This is a genomic window from Clostridium nigeriense (genome assembly GCF_050585245.1).
GTDB lineage: Bacteria > Bacillota > Clostridia > Clostridiales > Clostridiaceae > Clostridium > Clostridium nigeriense_A.
In genome coordinates this window covers 152,132-175,855 of sequence record NZ_JBNOOF010000001.1, presented here as the reverse complement: position 1 = coordinate 175,855, position 23,724 = coordinate 152,132, and the positions used below count along the sequence as shown (strand labels likewise).

General features: G+C 27.9%; 22 protein-coding genes. 21 read left to right on the top strand and 1 reads right to left on the bottom strand.

The window, feature by feature from the left end:
• The first annotated feature begins 23 nt into the window (after nucleotides 1–23).
• The 8 genes from ACQPUY_RS00915 (at nucleotide 24) to ACQPUY_RS00880 (ending at nucleotide 9,212) form a co-directional block, all read left to right on the top strand.
• Entirely contained in the window at nucleotides 24–620 is a 597-nt protein-coding gene (locus ACQPUY_RS00915; RefSeq protein ID WP_430838999.1) for a 50S ribosomal protein L25, read from the top strand.
• Nucleotides 621–739: 119 nt separating this feature from the next.
• Nucleotides 740–2,467 (top strand): phospho-sugar mutase, encoded by a 1,728-nt coding sequence (locus ACQPUY_RS00910; RefSeq protein WP_430838998.1) that lies wholly within the window; start codon nucleotides 740–742, stop codon nucleotides 2,465–2,467.
• Nucleotides 2,468–2,650: 183 nt separating this feature from the next.
• The gene (locus ACQPUY_RS00905) at nucleotides 2,651–3,739 is read left to right on the top strand and encodes a tetratricopeptide repeat protein (protein ID WP_430838997.1); all 1,089 of its coding nucleotides are present in this window, start codon (nucleotides 2,651–2,653) and stop codon (nucleotides 3,737–3,739) included.
• A 124-nt stretch (nucleotides 3,740–3,863) separates the two neighbouring features.
• Nucleotides 3,864–4,586 (top strand): WecB/TagA/CpsF family glycosyltransferase, encoded by a 723-nt coding sequence (locus tag ACQPUY_RS00900; protein ID WP_430838995.1) that lies wholly within the window; start codon nucleotides 3,864–3,866, stop codon nucleotides 4,584–4,586.
• Between the two features lie 3 nt (nucleotides 4,587–4,589).
• Complete coding sequence (gene murJ, locus ACQPUY_RS00895; RefSeq protein ID WP_430838994.1) at nucleotides 4,590–6,122, top strand: murein biosynthesis integral membrane protein MurJ; 1,533 nt, start codon at nucleotides 4,590–4,592, stop codon at nucleotides 6,120–6,122.
• 3 nt (nucleotides 6,123–6,125) lie between these two features.
• Nucleotides 6,126–7,406 (top strand): glycosyl transferase group 1, encoded by a 1,281-nt coding sequence (locus ACQPUY_RS00890; protein WP_430838993.1) that lies wholly within the window; start codon nucleotides 6,126–6,128, stop codon nucleotides 7,404–7,406.
• Nucleotide 7,407: 1 nt separating this feature from the next.
• Nucleotides 7,408–8,556 (top strand): glycosyltransferase, encoded by a 1,149-nt coding sequence (locus ACQPUY_RS00885; RefSeq protein WP_430838992.1) that lies wholly within the window; start codon nucleotides 7,408–7,410, stop codon nucleotides 8,554–8,556.
• Nucleotides 8,553–9,212: a cyclodeaminase/cyclohydrolase family protein gene (locus ACQPUY_RS00880; RefSeq protein WP_430838991.1), complete on the top strand. Its 660-nt coding sequence runs from the start codon at nucleotides 8,553–8,555 to the stop codon at nucleotides 9,210–9,212. Before ACQPUY_RS00885 ends, ACQPUY_RS00880 begins: the two co-directional genes overlap by 4 nt.
• 22 nt (nucleotides 9,213–9,234) lie before the next feature.
• Here the strand turns inward: ACQPUY_RS00880 and pdaA are convergent, their stop codons facing one another.
• A complete protein-coding gene (gene pdaA / locus ACQPUY_RS00875) occupies nucleotides 9,235–9,987 on the bottom strand; it encodes a delta-lactam-biosynthetic de-N-acetylase (RefSeq protein ID WP_430839516.1) in 753 nt (250 codons plus the stop codon).
• Nucleotides 9,988–10,187: 200 nt separating this feature from the next.
• On the opposite strand from pdaA, the gene ychF reads away from it, so the two are divergent.
• The 13 genes from ychF to ACQPUY_RS00810 all read left to right on the top strand — a co-directional run bounded on the left by ychF (nucleotide 10,188) and on the right by ACQPUY_RS00810 (nucleotide 23,638).
• Complete coding sequence (gene ychF, locus ACQPUY_RS00870) at nucleotides 10,188–11,285, top strand: redox-regulated ATPase YchF (RefSeq protein WP_430838989.1); 1,098 nt, start codon at nucleotides 10,188–10,190, stop codon at nucleotides 11,283–11,285.
• Between the two features lie 390 nt (nucleotides 11,286–11,675).
• Nucleotides 11,676–12,104: a division/cell wall cluster transcriptional repressor MraZ gene (mraZ, locus tag ACQPUY_RS00865; protein WP_430839515.1), complete on the top strand. Its 429-nt coding sequence runs from the start codon at nucleotides 11,676–11,678 to the stop codon at nucleotides 12,102–12,104.
• Between the two features lie 11 nt (nucleotides 12,105–12,115).
• Nucleotides 12,116–13,048, top strand: a complete 933-nt coding sequence (gene rsmH / locus ACQPUY_RS00860; RefSeq protein WP_430838988.1) for a 16S rRNA (cytosine(1402)-N(4))-methyltransferase RsmH — start codon at nucleotides 12,116–12,118, stop codon at nucleotides 13,046–13,048.
• 36 nt (nucleotides 13,049–13,084) lie between these two features.
• The gene (locus ACQPUY_RS00855; protein WP_430838986.1) at nucleotides 13,085–13,522 is read left to right on the top strand and encodes a cell division protein FtsL; all 438 of its coding nucleotides are present in this window, start codon (nucleotides 13,085–13,087) and stop codon (nucleotides 13,520–13,522) included.
• Between the two features lie 81 nt (nucleotides 13,523–13,603).
• Nucleotides 13,604–15,799 (top strand): stage V sporulation protein D, encoded by a 2,196-nt coding sequence (locus ACQPUY_RS00850; RefSeq protein ID WP_430838985.1) that lies wholly within the window; start codon nucleotides 13,604–13,606, stop codon nucleotides 15,797–15,799.
• 99 nt (nucleotides 15,800–15,898) lie between these two features.
• Nucleotides 15,899–17,353 (top strand): UDP-N-acetylmuramoyl-L-alanyl-D-glutamate--2,6-diaminopimelate ligase, encoded by a 1,455-nt coding sequence (locus ACQPUY_RS00845; protein WP_430838984.1) that lies wholly within the window; start codon nucleotides 15,899–15,901, stop codon nucleotides 17,351–17,353.
• 10 nt (nucleotides 17,354–17,363) lie between these two features.
• The gene (locus tag ACQPUY_RS00840) at nucleotides 17,364–18,725 is read left to right on the top strand and encodes a UDP-N-acetylmuramoyl-tripeptide--D-alanyl-D-alanine ligase (protein WP_430838983.1); all 1,362 of its coding nucleotides are present in this window, start codon (nucleotides 17,364–17,366) and stop codon (nucleotides 18,723–18,725) included.
• 35 nt (nucleotides 18,726–18,760) lie between these two features.
• Nucleotides 18,761–19,735 carry a phospho-N-acetylmuramoyl-pentapeptide-transferase gene (mraY, locus tag ACQPUY_RS00835; protein ID WP_430838982.1) on the top strand — a complete coding sequence of 325 codons (975 nt, stop codon included), beginning with the start codon at nucleotides 18,761–18,763 and terminating at the stop codon, nucleotides 19,733–19,735.
• Between the two features lie 21 nt (nucleotides 19,736–19,756).
• Complete coding sequence (gene spoVE / locus ACQPUY_RS00830; protein ID WP_430838981.1) at nucleotides 19,757–20,875, top strand: stage V sporulation protein E; 1,119 nt, start codon at nucleotides 19,757–19,759, stop codon at nucleotides 20,873–20,875.
• A 175-nt stretch (nucleotides 20,876–21,050) separates the two neighbouring features.
• Entirely contained in the window at nucleotides 21,051–21,800 is a 750-nt protein-coding gene (locus ACQPUY_RS00825; RefSeq protein WP_430838980.1) for a cell division protein FtsQ/DivIB, read from the top strand.
• A 17-nt stretch (nucleotides 21,801–21,817) separates the two neighbouring features.
• Entirely contained in the window at nucleotides 21,818–22,534 is a 717-nt protein-coding gene (locus ACQPUY_RS00820; RefSeq protein WP_430838979.1) for a DUF881 domain-containing protein, read from the top strand.
• 15 nt (nucleotides 22,535–22,549) lie between these two features.
• A complete protein-coding gene (locus tag ACQPUY_RS00815; RefSeq protein ID WP_430838978.1) occupies nucleotides 22,550–22,900 on the top strand; it encodes a small basic family protein in 351 nt (116 codons plus the stop codon).
• Nucleotides 22,901–23,638 carry a DUF881 domain-containing protein gene (locus ACQPUY_RS00810; RefSeq protein WP_430838976.1) on the top strand — a complete coding sequence of 246 codons (738 nt, stop codon included), beginning with the start codon at nucleotides 22,901–22,903 and terminating at the stop codon, nucleotides 23,636–23,638.
• The last annotated feature ends 86 nt before the right edge of the window (nucleotides 23,639–23,724 follow it).

The following is a 23,724-nucleotide window of genomic DNA, read 5'->3' as shown; positions in this document are numbered from 1 at the left end:
ATGAATTATAGGAGGAGTTATTTGTGAATAGCCTAAATTTAAATAAGAGAGATACAAGTATATCTAATAATGCTAAAAAATTAAGAAGAGAAGGTAAGGTTCCGGGAATACTTTATGGAAAGAAAATAAATGACTTTTTGTTTGAGGTTGGAGAATTAGAATTATGTAGAGAAATATCAAAAAATGGTGAACATGGAGTTATTAATTTTGATTTAGACGGAGATAGTTGTAGTGCATTAATAAAGGATGTTCAAAGAGATCCAGTTACTCATAAAATAATTCACTTAGATTTAGAAGAATTAAATCATAATGATAAGATAATTTCGACTATACCTATTATTTATGAAGGAGAAAATTATTTGAATAAAAAAGGGATGGTGCTTCAAAAAGAAAAAGATTCTATAAGAGTTGAATGTATAGCTGATAAGCTTCCAAAGTATATAAAAATAAATATAAATGGAAGTAATAATGGATATGTATATAGAGCTGGAGACTTAGAGATTGCATCTGAGCTTTCTATAATAGATGATTTAAATATGGTAATTGCTTCGGTTACATATGAAAGAAAAACTGTAAGTGATGATATGGAATTAGCAGAAGAAGAAAATAATGAAAAATAAATAAAATGTAAAAAATGTAAAGAGATACAATATTTGCTCTCTTTACATTTTTTTATTCCAAAATCTATTTCTTTAGTGTATAATATTACCTGATTATTAAGTAGTTTAGGAGGTATAAAATGTTATATAAGGATAAATATAATGATTGGTTAACATCAAGTGTTATTGATGAGAAGATGAAAGATGAATTAAGACAAATTAAAGATGAAACAGAAATTGAAGATAGATTTTATAAGGATCTTGAGTTCGGGACAGGTGGACTTAGAGGGGTTATTGGAGCAGGAAGTAACAGAATGAATATATATACTGTATCTAAAGCAACTCAAGGTTTTGCTAATTACTTAAATGGAAGATTTGAAAATCCAGCAGTAGCAATTGCTTATGATTCAAGAAATATGTCTAAGGAGTTTTCTAAGGCAGCAGCTTTAACTCTTTGTGCTAATAATGTTAAAGTGTACTTATATGAAGATTTAAGACCTACACCAATGCTTTCTTTTGCAGTAAGACATTTAGATTGTATTGGCGGTATAGTAGTTACAGCTTCACATAATCCTAAGGAATATAATGGTTATAAAGTTTATGATGAGTTTGGTGGTCAAGTAACAGATGAAAAAGCAAATATTATCATAACTGAAGTAAATAAAATCAATAATTTTGATATGATTAAAACTATTTCTGAAGAAGAAGCAATTGAAAAGAATTTATTAGTTTATATTGGTGAAGCTGTAGATAAGGCGTATATAGATGCAGTAAAGTCTTTAGCTATAAGAAAAGAGTTAGTAGAAGCTAAGGCTAAAGATTTAAAGGTAATTTATACACCAATACATGGATCAGGAAATATGCCTGTAAGAAGAGTTTTAAAGGAGCTTGGTTATACTGGAGTATCAGTAGTTAAAGAACAAGAGATGCCAGATGGAAACTTCCCAACAGCATCTTATCCAAATCCAGAAGAACCAGCAGTATTTAAGTTAGCATTAGAAATGGCTAAGGAAGAAAATCCAGATGTAATTTTTGCAACAGATCCTGATTGTGATAGAATAGGTGTAGTTGTTAAAGACAGTGAAGGAGAATATAGAGTTTTAACAGGTAATCAAACAGGATTATTATTAACACAATATATTCTAGACGCATTAAAAGAAGAAAAAAGATTACCTGATAATGGAGTAGTTATTAAGACTATAGTAACTACAGATGGAGCTAAGAAGATAGCAGAATCATATAATATTGAAATCATGGAAGTTTTAACAGGGTTTAAATATATAGGAGAAAAAATTCAAGGTTTTAAAGAAAATAACAATAAAACTTATCTTTTTGGATTTGAAGAAAGTTATGGTTATTTAGCAGGAGATTTTGTAAGAGATAAGGATGCAGTAATAGCATCTATGTTAATTGCAGAAATGACTTTATATTATAAGGAAAAAGGAAAAAGCCTTTATGATGGATTAATAGATTTATATGAAAAGTATGGTTATTTTAAAGAAGCTTTAGTATCATTTGAATTAAAGGGGAAAGAAGGCGCAGAAAAAATAGCTAACTGTATTGACTCTTTAAGAAACGAAAAACTTGTAGAAATTAATGGCGTTAAAGTTAATACTAAGTATGACTATAAGCTAAGAATTGAAGAAGATATAGAAAGCGGAGAAAAGAAGGACATAAATCTTCCAAAATCAAATGTTCTTAAGTTTATTTTAGATAACGGATCATGGTTTGTAGTTAGACCTTCAGGAACTGAACCTAAGATGAAAGCTTATATAGCAGTTCAAGGAACAGGATTAAATGATTCAGGAGAAAAGCTTGAAAGCTTTAAAGAAGAAGTAGTTAAATTAATAAATGAAAAGTTAAATTAATATTAATATTAGTGGAATGTCTAGAGCTATTTGTTTATTCTTATAGTAAATAGACTTCCACTTTTTCTTTTAAATTAAAATAGTTATATTTTAAATAACTTTGTAGAATTTAAAAATGAGATTTGAAAGCTTCATAAATATATAGTATTATTTATATTAAGCCAAGATAAAGGAGGAATCTATTTGGATTATAATTCAGTTTTTAAGGAAAAATTAGGGAAATTATTATTCTTAGAAATAGATAAAGAGGGTTTTAAAAGAAATGTTGGTATACCAAGTTATATTTCTTTTGATAATAAGGAATTATATTTACCTATTTCTTCTGATTATATTACTAATAATATTCAAGATGAGATTAAAATAAAAAACTTACCAATATATTATTTTATAGAAGGAATGTTTTTAGCTATAGGGGCTGATGAGAAATTAAGATTTAATGATGACTATGAATTAATATTATCGTACATAAAGGATACTGATAATTGTATAAAAAGCATAATAGCTAAGAAGATTAAAGATGATAATCTTGTTGATGGATATCTACTTTTAAAAGGATATTATAGATTTTCAAAAGATATAGAGATCATGAAAAGGCTATTATTAGTAGGTGAAAGCATAAGAGAAAAAGATAGTGGATTTAAAGATATATTATTAAATGATATTCAATACTGTGAAGAGCATTTATTGAAAATTCCAGAAGCCTATCTATATAAAGCATTAGTATTAAAAGATAATGATGATTATAAGGCAGCTAAAGTTGCAATTAATGAATATATAAATTTAGGTGGTAAAGTTACAGAAGAAATAAAAGTGTTATTAGAGGATATAAATAATGTTTCAAATTATGAAATAGCTATTGATCACTTAAAAGATGATCCAGATAAAACTATAAAGATTTTATTAGAACTACTAGATAATTTTGATAACAATCCTTTAATTTACTATTATTTAGGTGTAGCGTATAGAAGATTAGAAAATTATGAAAAGGCTATATATTATTTAAATGAAAGTTTAGAAAGAGAAAGTGGAATTTACGAAGTAGTTGTTGAATTAGGTATAAATTATGCTTGTATAAATGACTTTGAGACTGCAATAAAATATTTTAAAAAGGCTTTTGAAGTAACTAAGGAAGTAGAAATATGTACTAATATAGTTATGTGTTATATGAATTTAAATAACTATGAAGAGGCTAAATTACATTTAGAAATTGCTAAAAAATTAAATCCAGAAGATGAAATAGTTAAGGATTTAGAGAAAATGCTGAATAAGTAATATTAAACGGGCTGTCTCTTGCGACAGCCCAATTTATGTATTATAAGTATTTACTTTAGCAATGCAGGTAAATATGATATTATAATTATGGATAATTTTACTTTTTAATTATTAAGGAGATAAGATGGAAGATAATAACTTTATTGATGTATTAGGGTACAAAGTTTTTAAAAATAGCTTAGTAGATGCTGTTAATTATGTTAATGGATTTAATAAAATTCATATAATATCAGGTAATCCTGAAGTTTTATATACTGGATTAAATAATAAAGTATTATTTGAAAACTTTACATCAAAGGATTCTTTTATTATACCTGATGGTGTGGGTGTTCAAATAGCTTCAAAAATTTTAAAAACTCCTGTTAAAGAAAAAATTGCAGGTATAGATTTAATGAAAGAAATTGTTAATAAAGCCTCTTTGGAAAATAAGAGTATATATTTACTTGGAACTACAGATGAAAATTTAAAGGCGTGTGTAGCTAATTTAGTAATAAAGTATCCAGGTATAAATATTACAGGATATAAAAATGGTTTTTTTGACATTAATAATCCTATTGAAATAATAAATGAAATCAAGGAGAAAAAACCTCATGCTATTTTTGTAGCAATGGGATGTCCAAGACAAGAAGAATTTATAGTAAGATATATGGATGAATTACCTTGTAAAATATTTATGGGAGTTGGAGGTAGCTTTGATGTAATTGCTGAAAAGGTTAATAGAGCTCCAAAATGGATGATAAAATTAGGATTAGAATGGTTATATAGAGTTTTAAAAGAGCCATGGAGAATTAAAAGATTAGGAAGTATCCCTAAATTTTTATTACTTGTTATAAGAGGAAAAAAGTAGATTATGAGTAAAAATAAAGTTTTTAAAGCAACATTTATAGTTATGGTAATTACTATTTTAAGTAGAGTTATTGGATTTGGTAGAGATATTTTAGCAGCCTATCATTTTGGGGTAGAAGGATCTTATGATATTTATATAGCTTCTGTTGCTATACCTGAATCAGTATTTATGATTGTTGGCCTTGCTATCTCAACTACATTTATTCCTATGTTAAGTGAAATTAAACATAATAAAAGTAAAGAAGAGATGTTTAGTTTTGCGAATAATGTTATTGATATTCTATCTATATTATCTATATTTGTTATAATTTTAGGATTAATCTTTACAAAAGAAATAGTTAATATATTTGTTCCTAATTTCTCTAATGAAAAAATGGCGTTAACTATTTTCCTAACAAGGATAACATTAATTAATGTTATTTTCCTTTGTATTAATTCTTGCTTTGCATCTATATTACAAGTTTGTGAGGATTTTATAATACCGTCATTATTAGGATTATTTTTTAATTTTCCTATAATTATTTATTTAATATTGTTTAAGGATGTTAGCGTTATTGGATTAGCTGTGGCTAATGTATTAGGAAATTTATTAAGAGTTATGGTGCAAATTCCTTCACTATATAAGCAAGGATATAAGATAAAGCTTTTCGTTGATTTGAAAGATGAAAAATTCAAAAGGATGATGAAATTAATAGTTCCAGTAATAATTGGAGCAGGTGCAAATTCTATAAATATGTTAGTGGATAAAAGTGTAGCCTCAGGTTTAGTTACAGGATCTATGGCAGCTTTAGAGTATTCTCAAAGAATAATACAATTTGCAAATACTGCTATTACAACCTCTTTAGTCTCAGTAGTCTATCCTATTATGGCTAATAGACTTAATGAGGGAGATAAGGAAGGATTTTTAAAATATTTAAGTAAATCAATAGTAATAATTTGTATATTCTTAGTACCAATTACTTTTGGAGTTATTTTCTTAAGTAATGACATTGTAAAGCTAATATATGAAAGAGGAAAATTTGATTCTAATGCTGTTATTCTTACTTCCATGGCCCTATTAGGATATTCAATTCAGTTACCTTTTGCAGGGATAAGAGATATATTGAATTCTTCTTTATTTTCAATGAAAAAAACAAAGATAACAGCCTTAAATGGAATAATTGGAGTTGTTATTAATATAGTTTTAAGTATTACTTTATCTAAATATTTTGGAGTGCTTGGAATTGCAATAGCTACATCTATATCCGCATTCATAATAGCAATATTACTATTGAATTCTACAAGAAAATTGATAGGTTCTTTTAATGTTGGTGAACTCTTGTTAAAAATATTTAAAATAATAATAAGTTCGTCAATTATGATAGTAGTACTTTATTATTTAAATAAATTAATAAATATAAATAGTTCATTTATATTTATTTTAGTAGACGGTACTATAGGAGCTATTATATTCTTTGTTTTATGTAAAGTTATTAATATAGAAGAATTTGAAGAAGTGTTAAGTATTATTAGAGAAAAATTTGTAAGGAGGGGATAGTTAATGAAAATTCTATTTATAGCATGCTATTCGCCATTAATTAATAATTCGGCATCTATAGAAACTCTTCAATATTTGAATAATTTAGCTAAGTTTGAAGAAAATGAAATTCATCTTTTAACTGTAAACTTTCCTCCAAACTCAATTTATTATGATGAATATATATTTAGTATGTTAGATCCGAGGATAAAGTTACATATAATTTCTGGAGGCATAATTTTTGAAAAAATTATGCCTAAGAAGAAAAAAGGTGAAGTTGTTACCGAAGTTAATAAATTAAATTTAAAGATAAAAGGTCTATTAAGAAAAATTAAAAAAATATTTGCAGTGCCAGATATGTATTTGTATTGGGCTATAAATGCAAGTAAATATGGAGTTAGATTAATGGCAAAAGAAAACTTTGATGTAATGTTTTCTATGCACGAGCCACCTTCAAGCCATATATGTGCTTATAAAATTAAAAAAAATTTCAAAAGCCTTAAATGGATAGCTTATTGGAGTGATCCTTGGCTTAAAGATTCTACAAGAGACAGCTCAACTCTTATAAGAAGAAAATTTGAAGGTTATTATGAGAAGAAAATAGTTAATTTAGCTAATAAACATATTTTTGTAACTAAAGCTAATAGAGATGATTATATAAAAACTTATAACCTTAAAAAGGATAATACTTTTATAATAACTAGAGGATATGATGATAAAGTATATAAGGAAATAGAAAAAAATGAAATTCCTAAGTTGATTAACAAAGAAAAAATTAATTTAGTTTACGCAGGAGAAATTTTTTCAAAACTTAGAGATATAAGACCTTTCATAAAAGCTATTAATAAGATGAAAAATGAAAATGGCGATCTATATAATAAGTTGAACATTTTATTCTTTGGGAATATAGATAATAATGAAGTTAAAGAAGAATTATTGGAAATAGATAATGTAAAAGTTTCTAATAGAATTCCATATAATGAAGCTTTAAGTTATATGATAAATGCTGATGTGTTATTGTTATTTGGAAATAAGAATTCTAAGCAAATACCTGCAAAAATATATGATTATTTTGGATGCTATGGATATATATTAGTAATTTTAGGTGATGAAAATGATCCAATTATTGATGTAGTTAATGATTTAGATAAGTGTAGTGTTTCTAAAAATAATGATGAGTCTATTAAGAATTCTATAATAGAGGTATGTGATAAAATTATTAAAAATGAAAAATCTAATCAAGTAGAGGAATATGAGTGGGAAAATATATCTAAAAGGTTAGATTCTATTCTAAGGGAGGATTAATATGCACGTTATGTTTATACCTTCATGGTATCATAATAAAAGGAATTCTGTTCATGGTAGTTTTTTTAAAGAACAGGCTTTAGCAATTCAAGAAAGTGGTGTAAAAGTTACGGTAGCATATAATGAAATTTGGCCTCTAACATTACTATTTAAAGTTAAAGAAAAAATAGGACTTAGTTTTAAAATTGAAGAAAACTTAAGAACTTATAGGTATAAGAATTTTAATTATTTACCTAAAAATCCGAAAATGTTTAATATATTCAATAAAAGATTAGATAAATTATATAATGAAATAGTTAAAAAAGAAGGTAAGATAGATTTGATACATTGTCAATCTTCCTTTTGGGCAGGTATTAGTGCTGCTTATATTTCAAAAAAATATAATATTCCTTTAGTTATAACAGAACATTCTTCTTTAGAAAAAGCTGTATATATTAAGGAAAGTTATAAACCATTTATAAAAAAATCCTATTTAGATGCTGATGTATTAATTGCAGTAGGAAATGGATTGAAAAAAGAAATGAGCGAGTTTTCAGGAAGAAATGATATAAGGGTAATACATAACTTAACTCCTGTAGAGAATTTTTATATTAGTGAAAATAAAAACAACACATTTACTTTTTTTTCATTAGCCTTTTTAGAGGGGGAAAAGGGAATGGATGTTTTAATTAAGTCTTTCAGCAAATATTTTAAAAATAGTAATGCAAAGTTACTTATAGGTGGAGAAGGTAGTCAAAAGGAATTCTTAATTAATCTATCTAAGGAACTTAAAATTGATAGTCAAATAGAATTTTTAGGAGCTTTATCAAGAAAAGAGGTTTCTGATTATATGAGTTTATGTGATGCATTTGTATTAGCTTCTAAGTATGAGACTTTTGGAGTAGTATATATTGAAGCTTTGGCTTCAGGAAAGCCAGTTATTGGAGCTTTTAATGGTGGAGCAGAAGATATTATTAATTCTAATAATGGATTAATAGTTAAAATTAATGATATTGATGATTTAGGAAATGCAATGATTTACATTATGAATAATATAAATTTATATAAGCCAGAAGAAATTAGAGATGAATGTATAAAAAGATTTTCTAAGAGTAAAATTACTAATGAAATATTAGAGGTATATAATTCATTGTTAGAAGGAAGGTTATGATTATGCTATTTAAGGATTATAGTATTGATGAATTTTTAAATGAACTATCCTCAAGTGAACCATCTCCAGGTGGAGGAAGTACTGCTGCGTTAGTTTCAGCACTTGCTGCTAGTTTAAACTCTATGGTGTATTCACTTACTATAGGAAAGAAAGTTTATGAAAATCTTAGTGACGAAGAAAAAGAAGAGATGTTAAGATTACATGATGAGACAAAAGATTTTATTAAATTATCTCAAGAATTTATGGAAAGAGATAGAAAAGACTTCTTGGGATTAATGGAATGTTATAAGTTACCAAAATCTACAGAGGAAGAAGTTAAGTTTAGAAAAGACAAAATAAAAGAATTCACTATTAAAGCAATGGAAAGTCCTTTAGAACTAGCTGAAGAATGTTTAAAATTTTATAATAATATTGATTTTGCTATAAAATTTGGAAATAAGAATTTAATATCAGATGCAGGTGTTGCAATTAGTTTATTACATTCAGCTATTGAAAGTTCTATAATTAATGTCAAGATAAATTTAAATTATTTAAGAAATGAAGATATTGTTTTTGAAATAGAAAATAAATGTACTAATATTACAAATGATTCTTATGTAAAGAAATGTAATTTGCTTAATGAAGTAGAAAAAATAATTTACCCTAAAAAAATATAGTCTCCTGTGAGACTATATTTTTTTATGGCAATTCATTTAATGATTTAAACTCATATCCTTGAGCTTTTAACTCTTGAATTACGTTTTTTAATATTTTAGCATTAGTGTCAGATACAGCATGCAATAGCATTATACATCCTGGATGAGCACCATTTACTATTTTTTTTATTGCTGCATTTTCCTCAGGTTGATTATCAACTAACCAATCTTTATATGCAAAACTCCAAAAAATAGTTTTATATCCTAGGTCCTGAGTTTTCTTTAATGAGTTCTTAGAGTATTTACCCATAGGTGGTCTAAAAAGTTTAGGCATATCTTCACCTATTAAAGCTTTAAACTCATCTTCAACTTCAGTAAATTCTAGTTTAAATTTTTCGTTGTCTTTTATACTAGCCATAGATGGATGATGAGATGTGTGGTTACATACTAAATGACCTTCTTCAACCATTCTTTTAACTATATCTCCTTCTTGCTTTATATATGGTTTTACTACAAAAAAGGCTGCCGGAACTTGCTCTTCCTTTAAAGTATCCAGTATTTTGGGAGTATTACCATTCTCATAACCTTCATCGAAAGTTAAATAAATTACTTTAGAATTAGTATCACCTACAAAATAAGCTCCATAGTCATTGAAAAAGCCAGCTGATTCCTTTGGGGATTCAGGAGTTGTTCCATTTTGTCTATTTACAAAATACCAATTTAATTCTAAATCATCTGAAGCTAGGGCTTTTTGAATATTTAAGTTAAATCCTAAAAATAATATAAGTAAAGATATTGTTATTTTTTTTATTATCTTCAAAATACTCACCTCCTATAATATTATTTTTATCTAAAATATATCTTTTACACTGGAAATAGACAGTAAATATCCTATTAATTTACCTAAGCATCTTTATATATTGAAATAATTCTTAGAGTAGAGTATAATTTTAAAGATGTTAAGATGTGATTATGTAAGGAAAGGAATGTACATAGATGAATTTAGGAATAGTTGGTTTACCTAATGTTGGTAAAAGTACTTTATTTAATGCAATTACAAAAGCTGGAGCAGAATCAGCAAACTATCCGTTTTGCACTATAGAACCAAATGTAGGAGTAGTTAGTGTACCGGATAAAAGATTAGATGTTTTAGAAAAAATGTATAATACTAAGAAAAAGGTATATACTGCTGTTGAATTTTATGATATAGCTGGATTAGTTAAAGGAGCATCGAAAGGTGAAGGGTTAGGGAATAAGTTCTTATCTCATATTAGAGAAGTATCAGCGATAGTACATGTTGTTAGATGTTTTGATGATGGAAATGTTGTGCATGTTGAAGGTTCCGTAGATCCTATTAGAGATATAGAAACTATTAATTTAGAGCTTATATTTGCTGATTTAGAAGTCCTTGAAAGAAGAATGGAAAGATCTATGAAACAAGTTAGATCAGGGGATAAAAAAGCAAAAGAAGAATATGCTTTAATGGAAAAGGTAAAGGCACATTTAGAAAAAAACTTACCGATAAGAACATTAGAAGTTACTGAAGAGGAAGAAGAAATTATTAAAGGATTATTCTTAATAACTTCAAAGCCGGTTTTATATGCTTGTAATATATCAGAAGATGATATGATGGAAGGTAATACAAATAATGCGTATGTTCAAAAGGTGAAAGCTCATGCAGAAAGTGAAAATTCAGAAGTAGTTGTAGTATGTGCTAAACTTGAAGAAGAACTATCAGGATTAGAAGATGAAGAAAAACTTGAAATGTTAAGTGAGTATGGATTGACAGAATCAGGATTAGATAAACTTATAAGAGCAAGTTATAGATTGTTAGGATTAATTAGTTATTTAACAGCAGGTGTTCAAGAAGTAAGAGCTTGGACAATAAAAGAAGGAACAAAAGCACCACAAGCTGCTGGTAAAATACATTCAGATATTGAAAGAGGATTTATTAGAGCTGAAATAGTTTCTTATGATGATTTACTTGAATGCGGATCAGAAGCTGCTGCTAAAGAAAAAGGTCTTTATAGATTAGAAGGAAAAGATTATGTTATGAAAGATGGAGACGTTGTTAATTTTAGATTTAACGTATAAAAGCTTTAATATATAAAATATATTATTTAAAAGGTATGAAATTTATATAAATTTCATACCTTTTATAATTTTCTTCCTTTAGCTTTTAAGTGCATCTATTAATTATGTAACGGCTTGGAATCTCTATAAACATAACAAAAATTCATAATTCCGAGGAATGAGGAATTATTACCTTCAGTGTATAAAGAAATAAATATTGTATGACGGCGACTTGGAGCTTGCGAGGTCGCAAGGAATATAATATTTATCTATTTTTTTATTTGAAAATAAGTAATACTAAAAATACAAATAATCCTTGAAGTATTCCTAGAAAAATAATAAAATAATAGTATAAAGTGGTTTAAAGTGGTTAAAAGTGGTGGAGAATTTCATTTTAAGGTAGGATTGAAGATGTTTATTGGAGAATATCAACATGGGTTAGATGCAAAAAATAGAATGATAGTTCCTTCAAAATTAAGAGAAGGTCTTGGTAATAAGTTTGTTATTACTAAGGGGTTAGATGGATGTCTTTATGCATACCCAATGGAAGAATGGAAGGCTTTAGAATCAAAGTTAAAATCTTTACCACTTACTAATAAAGATGCAAGAGCATTTGTTAGATTCTTTTTTTCTGGTGCTTGTGAAATTGATGTAGATAAGCAAGGAAGAGGTTTAATTCCTCAGAATTTAAAGGAATATGCATGTATTGAAAAGGAAATAGTAAGTATAGGGGTATTAACTAGAGTTGAAATTTGGAGTAAGGAAAAGTGGGAAGAATATAATGAATCGGATATAGATTTTGACTCTATTGCTGAAAAGATGAGTGATTTAGGAATATAAGGAGAATTATTATGGAATTTAAACATGTATCCGTACTTTTAAACGAGTGCATTGAGGGATTGAATATTAAAGAAAATGGAATTTATGTAGATGGAACTTTAGGTGGTGGGGGACATTCTTCAGAAATACTAAAAGAATTATCTGAAGATGGACTTTTAATAGGGATAGATCAGGATAAAGATGCTTTAAAAGCCGCAGGCTTAAGGTTACAAAACTTTAATAATGTAAAGTTTGTACATAGCAATTTTTATAATATAGACTCTATTTTAAATAATTTGCAAATAGAGAAAATAGATGGAATGTTAATGGATCTTGGAGTATCTTCTTATCAATTAGATAAAGGTGATAGAGGATTTAGTTATATGCAAGATGCACCTTTAGATATGAGAATGAATAGAGAAAATTCTTTGTCTGCCTATGAAGTCATTAATGATTATGAAGAAGAAGAAATCTATAGAATAATTAGAGATTATGGAGAAGAAAAGTTTGCTAAAAGAATAGCAAGATTTATTGTGGAAAATAGAGAAAATAAACCAATAGAAACTACACTGGAATTGGTTGAAATAATTAAAGCTGCTATACCAGCAAAAGCAAGGAGAGAAGGTCCTCATCCAGCTAAAAGAACTTTTCAAGCTATTAGAATAGAAGTAAACAGTGAACTCTCTATATTAAATAAAGCTATTGAAGATGGGGTGAATAGATTAAATAAAGGTGGAAGAATGGCTATAATAACCTTCCATTCTTTAGAAGATAGAATAGTAAAACTTAAATTTAAAGAATTAGCTACTGCATGTACTTGTCCTAAGGAATTTCCAATATGTGTTTGTGGTGGAAAAGCTAAAGTAAAGATAATTACTAGAAAAGCTATAGATCCATCTAAAGAAGAAGTTGATGAAAATCCAAGAAGTAGAAGTGCTAAATTAAGAGTAGTGGAGAAAATTTAAAAAAATTAAGTAAAATAATATGGGGGATGTAATAAAATGGTTAATAAGGAATATGAATATATAAGAGGAAATACAGCTCTAAACCCAAAGAGAAAGTATGACGAAGTAAAAAGAAGAAAAGAAAGAGAGAATCTTGAAAGACAAAGAAGAGAGCAACAAAGAAGAGAAAGAAATGCTAAAAAATCTGTAGTTAAAAATATATTACAAGTTGCATCTATTGCTCTAGTTTTAGGAGTATTAACAATAGCAAGAGACGGTAAAGTTTTTAAAATGCAAAATGATTTAACTAACGTTAAAAGTGAGATAAAAACTGTTACTGCAGAAGGGGAAGCTCTAAGAGTAAACTTATTAAAATATTCTTCTCTTGGAGATGTAAAATCAGCTGCTACTGAAGCTGGTATGAAAATTCCACAAATAGATGATACTATCACAGTAAATATAACTAAAGATTTTTTTGCTAATATTAGAGAGTAACATAAGGAATGAAATAGTACACTTGCCAGATAAAGAGTATGATACTCTACATGTTTTAATTAATTACATGGAGGCATTGATGTGAATAGAAAGAATTATAGAGATAAAGCGCTAATGAAAAAAAGAATATCATTAGCGCTTACAACATTAATATGTTTATTTGCTCTTTTAGTAATAAGACTATCGTATATAATGATAGTTAAGAGAGAAGAGTATTCAGCAAAGGCAGAAGAACAATGGACTAGTGAAGTAAAAATTGATGCAAGAAGAGGAAGAATTTTAGATAGAAATGGTGTTGAACTTGCTGTATCTGCTAATGTATATAGAGTTGATTTTGATTTAAACTCTATTAGAGCTCACTTAAGAAAAGAAAATTTAACTAATAATGATATAGCTCCCAAAATATCAGAGGCTTTAGGAATGGATGAACAGAAGGTTCTAGATAAGTTAAATACTAAGCTGCCTAGTGGTTCTGATGCTGGAGCTGCAATTTTAGTAAGAAGAATTGAAAAGGAACCTGCAGATAAAGTTAAAGATTTAAACATACCAGGAATTATAGTATCTCCAGATACAAAAAGATACTATCCAAATGGAAATTTCTTAGCTCATGTACTAGGAAGCACTAATATAGATGGTCAAGGTTTAACAGGAGTTGAACTTGAGTATAATGATTATTTATCAGGAACTCCAGGTCTTAGAATATCAGAATTAAGCAAATATAATGATGAACTTCCTTATACAATTTCAGAATTTACAGCTCCTGTAAATGGAAGCGATTTAGTACTAACTATAGATGCAAATTTGCAGGCTTTTGCGGAAAAGGTAGCTGAAAAGGGATATATAGATAATCAAGCAAAGCAAGTTTCAATAATAATTATGAATCCAAATAACGGTGAAATATTAGCTATGGTAAATAAGCCAGATTTTGATCCTAATAACCCTTATGAAGGAACTGAAAATTATGAAGGCGAAAATTTGGCCGAAAAGGTACAAAAAATGTGGAGAAATCACTTGGTAAATGATACATTTGAACCAGGGTCTATATTCAAAGTTGTGACTATGATTGGAAATTTAGAAGAAGGATTGGTAGATGAGTCTGATACATTTACATGTAATGGTAGTTTGAAAATTGGACCTCATACAATAAAATGCTGGAAAACATCAGGACATGGTACTCTAACATTACCTGAAATATTACAAAATTCATGTAATGTAGGATTTATGGAGATCGGAAAGAAAATTGGTAAAGAAAAGTTAAATGAATATATAAGTAAATTAGGATTTGGTCAAGTTAGTGGAGTTGATTTACCAGGTGAAGCAAAGGGGATAACTAAAAAAACTGAAAATATTAATGAGGCAGATCTTGCAACTATTTCATTTGGACAAACTAATACTGTAAATGCAGTTCAATATATGGCAGCCTTTAATAGTATTGTTAATGGAGGAAAATTAATCCAACCACATATAATGAAAGAGATTACTTCTAGTAATGAAAATGGGGAAACTGTTGTTGAAGAAACTTTTGAAGCAAAGGTAACAGAGGTTTTAAGCGAGAGTAATACGTCTATATTAAGAGATTATTTAGAAAGAACAGTATCTTATGGTGGATCTAGTAAAGCTTATGTTGAAGGTTATCATATAGGAGCAAAAACTGGAACAGCTCAAAAAGTTAATCCAAATGGCGGAGGATATGAATCGGGAAAATATATTTCATCATTAGCAGGGTTTGCACCAGCAGATGATCCACAAGTTACTGTTTTTATATCAATAGATGAACCGGGAACTGGTACTTACTATGCTGGTCAAATAGTTGCTCCTTTAGCAAATATATTATTCACCGATATATTTAATTATATGAGTGAAGAAATGCCTAAGGATGATGTAGAAAGTATAGTTAAGGAAGTAGTTATTCCTGAAATAAGGGGACTTGAAGTAAGTGAAGCGAAAAAAATATTAAAAGAATATAATCTAGAGTATAATATTGATGGAAATGGGTCTATAATAACAGATGTAAAACCTTATCCGGGATACACAGTGAAAGAAAATTCTAAGATTAATATAGACACAGGAGAAATTGAGCCTTATAATAAAAATGTCGTTATGCCTGATTTAAGGGGTTACTCTTTAGAGGCAGCAACTAAAATATTAGATGATTTAGGTATTACCCTTACTTATGAAGGTGAAGGTACTATTGTTAAACAAAGTATTTCAAAAGGCGAGATTATTACAAAAGGTACAAATGTTAAATTAATTTTAAATGAAGAATATGGAGATTAATTAGAATATCCCTTTACATTAGCATGTGGGACACTCACATGCTAAATTTATATACAAAAGACATAGGGATTTCGTTTAGAATATTAAGGAGATGGTGAAATGAAGTTATTAGATTTATTAGATGGAGTAAGCTATGAGATTTTAAGTGGAAGCTTAGATATTAATGTAAATCATATTCAATATGATAGCAGAAAGATAAAAGAAGGAGATCTTTTTGTGTGTCTTACAGGCTTCGAAGCAGATGGTCATGACTATGCATTCAAAGCTATTACAGCTGGTGCTAAGGTTGTATTATGTGAAAAAAATATAAATATAGATGTAGAAGGAATAACAGTATTATTAGTAAAAGAGGGAAGAAAAGCTTTAGCAACTATGGCTGCTAATTATTATAATCATCCAGCTAAAAAGTTAAAATTAATAGGAGTAACTGGAACTAATGGTAAAACTACAACTGTATATATATTGAAATCAATGCTAGAAAAAGCTGGCAAAAAAGTTGGATTAGTAGGAACTATAGCTAACTATATTGGAGAGAAGAAAGTTAAATCTGAAAGAACTACTCCAGAATCTTTAGAGCTTCATAAGTTATTTAAAGATATGGTTGAAGCAAATTGTGAATATTGTGTTATGGAAGTTTCATCTCACTCTCTATATCTGGATAGAGTTTATGGATGTGAATTTGAAATTGGAATATTTACCAACCTAACTAGAGATCATTTAGATTTTCATAAGTCTTTTGAAAATTATTATAAAGCCAAATTTAAATTGTTTGAAATTAGTAAAGCTTGCGTTATAAATATAGATGATGACTATGGTTATAGAATTGTGAGGGATATTGAAAACATAGGGAATAAGGAAATAAGGACATATTCAATAAAGGATGAAAGCGACTTTAAGGCTTCAGATCTTATGTTAAAAGAAGGAGATATACATTTCAAGGTTAATGGAGATAATTTTAATTCAATTTTACCTGGTGAATATAATGTATATAATGCATTAGGTGCTGTTGGAGCTATGAATATTTTAGGTATAAATAATGATTATATTAAAGAAGGGCTTTTAGATGTAGTAGTTCCAGGTAGGTGTGAAAGAATAGGATATAAATATGATATTCCTTATGATATTATAATAGATTTTGCCCATACTCCAGATGGATTAAAGAATATTTTAGAAACAATAAAAGATTATACAAGAAATAGATTAATTGCAGTTTATGGCTGTGGTGGAGATAGAGATAAAGTTAAAAGAGCAGAAATTGGAAGGATTGGAACTGAACTTGCTGATTTATCAATAATTACGTCAGATAATCCTAGAGAAGAAGATCCTATGGCAATACTAAAAGAAATAATTTCAGGAACAGATAAAACTAATTATATTGCAATTGAAAATAGATCAGAGGCAATAAAATTAGCTTTAAGTATGGCGGAAGAAGGCGATGTTATAGTATTAGCAGGTAAAGGACATGAAAACTATCAAATAACTCCAGAAGGATATGTTCATTTTGATGAAAGAGAAGTTATAGATGAAGTTTTAGCAAATAAAAGAAAAAATTAGAGGTGTAAGGATGGAACTATCTTTTAAAGAATTATTAGAAGCAATAGATGGTGAAGTTATAGTAGAGGGAAAAGAGACCTTTAATAGGCTTTGCATAGATACAAGAAAAATAGAAAATGGCAATATCTATTTAGCAATAAAAGGTGAAAGATTTAATGGTAATAAATTTTTAAAAGAGGCCTTTTTAAATGGTGCATCTATTGCTATAGTAGATGAAGTATTATTTAATGTAGAAGAATTGAAGGAATTAGGTACAGTAATAAAAGTAAATAACTCTGAAAAGGCACTATTAAATCTTGCAAGTTATTACAGAAAAAAACTTGGATTAAAGGTTGTAGGAGTTACAGGTTCTTGTGGTAAAACTTCTACAAAAGATTTGATTGCTGCATTTTTAAGTGAAAAATATAAGGTTTTTAAAACTAAAGGAAATTTTAATAATCAAATTGGATTACCACTTATGATTCTAGAGTTAGATAGCTCTATTGATGTAGCTGTACTAGAAATGGGAATGAGTAATCTTGGTGAAATAGATGTACTAGCTAATTGTGCAAGACCTGATATTGCTGTTATAACTAATATTGGGTTATCACATATAGAAAACTTAAAAACTCAAGACAATATTTTAAAAGCTAAATCTGAAATTTTTAATTATTTTGATGAAAATAATACATTAATTATAAATGGTGAAGATAATTATTTATTAAAAATTAATGATAAATGTTTTGAAATTAAAAGAATTGGCTATAATCATGAATATGATGTTTATGCTTATAATATTATACTAGAGGAGGATAATACTACCTTTTCAGTTAAAGAAAATAATCAGGAATTCATATTTAATATACCTATGGCAGGAAAACATAATGTTTTAAATTCAATGTTAGCTATAGCTGTAGCAAAAGAATTAAATGTATCACTTGAAGAAATGAAAAAAGGAATTAAAAATCTAGAAGCTACTTCTATGAGATTAGAAGTAATTAAAAAAGATAAAATCACAATAATTAATGATTGTTACAATGCAAGTCCTGATTCAATGAAATCTTCTATTGATGTATTAAATTCTTATAAAAAAGGAAGAAAAGTGGCTGTACTTGGAACTATGAATGAACTTGGTGATGAAGCTATAAATGCACATAGTGAGGTTGGCTATTATGCAAAGGATAAATTAGATTTGCTGATAGCAATAGGAAAGTATAAAGATTGCTTTAAAAACGGTTATTCTTTAGAGAGTATAATGACTTTTGAAAGTAAAGATGATTTTATTAGCAATATAAATATACTTATTAAAGAAAATGATGTGATTTTAGTAAAGGCTTCAAGAGGAATGAAGTTTGAGGAAATAGTAAATTCATTAGAAGAGCTGGAAATATAACAAAGGAGGTGAACTGCCTAATTTAGGCAGTAATAATGGGGGATAAGTTAATAGACATTATAACGTCAAAAATAGTAATAGGATTAGTATTATCTTTTATAATTTCAATTATATTAGGACCAATAATAATACCTATGCTGACTAAATTAAAGTTTGGTCAAAATATTAGAAAAGAAGGGCCTCAAAGCCATCTAAAAAAAGCCGGAACGCCAACTATTGGTGGCTTAATTTTTGTAATTTCTACATTAATAGTTACGGTGGCAATGAGATTTAATCCTAGAGATGAGGCAATGATTGCACTATATTCATTATTAGCTTTTGGATTCATTGGATTTTTAGATGATATATTAAAGATATTAAAGAAAGATAATGAAGGTTTAAAAGCATGGCAAAAAATGTTGTTATTAATAATTTTTTCTACTGCAATAGCAGTTTATGGTTATGTGCATTTAGGAACTAGTTTAAGAATACCATTTATAGAAACGAGAATACCATTAGGAATATTATATATACCTTTTGTTATAGTATATTATGCAGGTGCAACAAATGCAGTTAATTTAACTGATGGATTAGATGGATTAGCTTCTACTGTTAGTGTTTTAGTTTTAACTTTCTTTGGTGTTGTATCATTTACAATGGGACACGAATCGTTAGCTGTATTTTCTTTTGTTTTAGCAGGAGGATTACTAGGATTCTTAAAATTCAACGCATATCCAGCAAAGGTATTTATGGGTGATACAGGTTCCTTAGCAATAGGTGGTGCAATAGCGACAATTGCTTTAATTTTAGAACTACCATTAATATTATTTATAGTTGGTGGTATATATGTTCTTGAGACTATATCAGTAATTTTACAAGTTGCATCTTATAAGCTTACAGGAAAAAGGTTATTCAAGATGGCACCAATTCACCATCATTTTGAACAAATTGGATGGAGTGAAACTAAAATAGTAACAATTTTTGCAATAATAACTGTAGTGTTATGCTTTATAGGATTTGTAGCCCTTTAATCATTGATTGGAGGAGTTTTTATGAGAGCAGTAAAGCAAAAAGTTAAAATGGGAGAAATTGACTATGGTATTTTTTATGCTGTTATTATTTTACTTGCAATAGGAGTGATTATGATATATTCAGCTAGTTCATACTATGCTATGTTTAAAGAGGGAGATAGCATGGTATATTTGAAAAAACAATTAATTTGGGCTATTACTGGATTAGTTGTAATGAGTTTTATGGCTAGTTTTGATTATCACAAAATAAGAAAAATTACTCCGCATATTTTAATTATAACTATACCTTTATTAATTGCAGTATTTTTCTTTCCAGCAGTAAATGGAGCAAAAAGATGGATTCAACTAGGTCCATTATCTTTTCAGCCATCTGAGTTGACTAAGTATGCTGTAGTAATGTTCTTAGCAATGAGTTTAGATGCGAAGGGTGATGGCGTTAAAAAATTTTGGACTGGAATAGTTCCTTATTTAGGTGTATCAGGTTTTTTTGCTGCAATGATTTTAGCAGAGAAAAACTTAAGTATAGCTGCAATAATAATGATAGTTACTTTTATTTTACTTTTTGTTGCAGGAGGAAGATTTCAAGATTTATTTGGAAAAGTAGCCCCTGTTTTGCTTGTAGCAGTAATGTTCTTTATATTTGGAGAAGATTATAGAAGAGCAAGAATGCTTAATTTTTTAAATCCATGGCAAGATCCAGCTGGAGATGGATATCAATTAATACAATCTTTTTATGCTTTAGGTGCTGGCGGTGTAACGGGACTTGGTCTTGGTCAGTCTAGACAAAAAACATTATATATGCCAGAACCACATAATGACTTTATATTTTCAATAATTGGAGAAGAACTTGGATTGATTGGTTGTTTATTTATAGTATTTTTATTTGTATTTTTTGTATGGAGAGGAATAAAGGTTGCAATTAAAGCAAAGGATAGCTATGGAACTTTATTAGCCATAGGGATTACATCTATAATTGCAGTTCAAGCAATTATAAATATTGCTGTTGTAACAGGTTCTATGCCTGTTACTGGAGTGCCTATGCCATTTATAAGTTATGGTGGTACATCATTAGTTATTAATATGATGGCTATGGGAATTCTTTTAAACATATCAAGACAGATACAAGGAAAAGATTTATAGTCTTTAAAAAAGAGTGATTTTATATTTAAACTCACTCTTTTAATTTTATGTGTAAAACTATTAAGAAAGTATTAATTTATTATAAAACTTTAAATTTAGTAAAAATTTATAATGAAAAAACATCCAAAAAGTGATACTATTATAATTGATAATGTTATGTAAAAGTGGGAGAGAAATGAATACTAAGGTTAATAAATTTGTAAGAAAAAAAAGGAAAAAGAAAATAGTAAAGAGAATAATTTTAGGTTTTTTTGTATTTATAATAGGAATTGTAATTTTTATATATAAGGCGCCTGTTTTTAATTTGAAAAAAATAAATATTAATGGATTAGTAACTGTTACAAATGAAAGTTTACAAGAAAAATTAAAATATAATATTGGAAAAAATATATTTACTATAGACTATAATAAAATGGAAAAAGATTTAAAAGAAAATCCATATATAAATGAAGTAAAAATAAGAAAAAAAGGTATTAATCAAATAAGTATAGATATAGTAGAAAATAATATAGCATATTATTTTGAAAGTAATGGTAAAATAAAGTCTATTAATAATGATGGGGTAATAGTAGAGGAAGTTGATAGCTTAGAAGGAAGAAAATTAACTAAGTTAACAGGTATAGATTTAACAGAAAAAGGAGTAGGAGATAAGATAACTGAAGATAAAAAGCTGCCAGAAGTATTAGATACTTTTTATAAAATGATAGAAGTTATGCCTGAGGAATTTTATTTCTCAGAAATTAATATTTCTGATTTAAATGATATTGTGTGTTATATAGGAGATGTAGAGGTAATACTTGGAGATAGTTCTGATTTAATTGATAAGGTAAATATTGCGTTAAACCTTATAGAACAAGGAATAATTAGTAAAGGATATATTGATATGAGTTTTAATGGAGCACCTGTTATTAAGCAAAGTGAATAGAAAGGGGGAATTTTTATATGAAAAAAGTAACTTCACAAATTTTTGTGGCTATTGTTTGTGCGTTTTTAGGATTTTTATTAGCCCATCAGTTTAAATTGCTTAATGAAAAAGATAAAATGAATGTAGCAACTCAGAGTTTAGACATAATGGCTGAAATAGATGCATTAAAGAAAGAAAAAGAAGAACTTACAAAAGAAAATAGCTCTCTATCCCAAGAGTTAAAGCAATTAGAGGAAGCGGCTGCTCAAGAGGGGGATTTAGAAGCTGAAATAAAAAAGCAGTTAGATAATGCTAGAATGAATTTAGGCTTAGTTGATGTAAAGGGACCAGGAATAATAATAACAATTACTCCAAAGTCAAATATATTTAGTTCTAATATTAGTACATCTAGTAGTATAAGTGAAGATGAAATAGTTCATGTAGTTAATTCATTAAGATATATAAAGGCTGAAGCAATTTCAGTTAATGATTTTAGGTTAACACCTCAAAGTGGCATTAAAAACTCAGGAGATTGGATTTGGATAGGAACTGCTGGACAAATAGACCCTAAAGAAAAGATTGTTATTAAAGCAATAGGTGATAAGCAGGCATTAAGTGTAGCTGCTAATTTTCAAGGCGTTTTAAATTATGGTGCATTACAAAACTACTATTGTGAAGTAAAAGAAAGTGATGAAATAATAATTAATAAAACAAATCAATCTTTAAAGAATGAGTATATAAAACCAGTAAATTAGTAAGGGGGAATTAATATGATAGCATTTATAGGACTTTTATTAGGCGTGCTTTTAGGTTTATTATTAGACGTTAACATTCCAGAAACATTATCTCCTTACATATCTGTTGCAATACTTGCTTGCTTAGACTCAGTTTTTGGGGCTGTAAGAGCTTCTTTGTCTAAGAATTTTAAGGCTGATATATTTATTTCAGGATTTTTTGGTAATGCTATTTTAGCAGCGGCTCTTGCTTATTTAGGAGATAAGCTAGGAATACCAATATATATTGCTGCGGTTATTGTATTTGGAGGGAGAATATTTGATAACTTTGCTGTTATTAGAAGATTAATAATTGAAAGGTTAAAATCTCGTAAAAGAGGTGAATAAATGAAAATTATTAAAGGAAAAATATTTGTTTTAGCAGCATCAATTTTTACAGGATTCATTATTGTTAACAGCATAGATTTAAATGGAGTTGTTAATAATATATCATCTTTAAATGCAGTAGATTATAAAAAAGCTGTTGAAGAGCGAAATCAGCTTTATAAAGATATAGAAAGTATAAAAAGTGAAAATATAGATTTTAGATATAAAATAAGTAAATATGATGGAAATGACCCTGAAAAAAGTAAGAAGCTCGTTGAAGATATGAAAAATCAACTAGTTGATTACGGAGCTTTAAGTGGAATAACTACTATTAAAGGGCCAGGCTTGATTATAAAGATGCAAGATGGTGATTACGATCTTGATTTAGATACAGAAATTCAAGTTCTTAGAAAAACGATACATGATAATGATCTTGCTCAAGTTTTAAATTCTATAACAAATGCTGGAGCTCAAGCTGTAGCAATAAATGATCATAGAATGCTTCCAAATTCAGCAGTTAAATGTTATTGGGCATTTATTGGATTTGAAGATGAAACTACTACATTTGCACCTTTTTATATTTATGTGATAGGAAATCCAGAAGAAATTAAGACTGCCCTGTTATCTGAAAATAGTGTAATAGAGAGATTACTTCTTAGGGAAATAAAAATTGAAATTGAAGAAAAAGATGAAATAATACTACCAGCAACAAAACAAAATACTGATGCTAAGTATATGGAAAGATATGATGGAAAATAAATTTTTATAAAAAATTTATAAAGTATGAAGGAATTTAAGGTTTTTTGAAGAATACTTAAATTATGTAAATACGCTTCTTTAGGAGG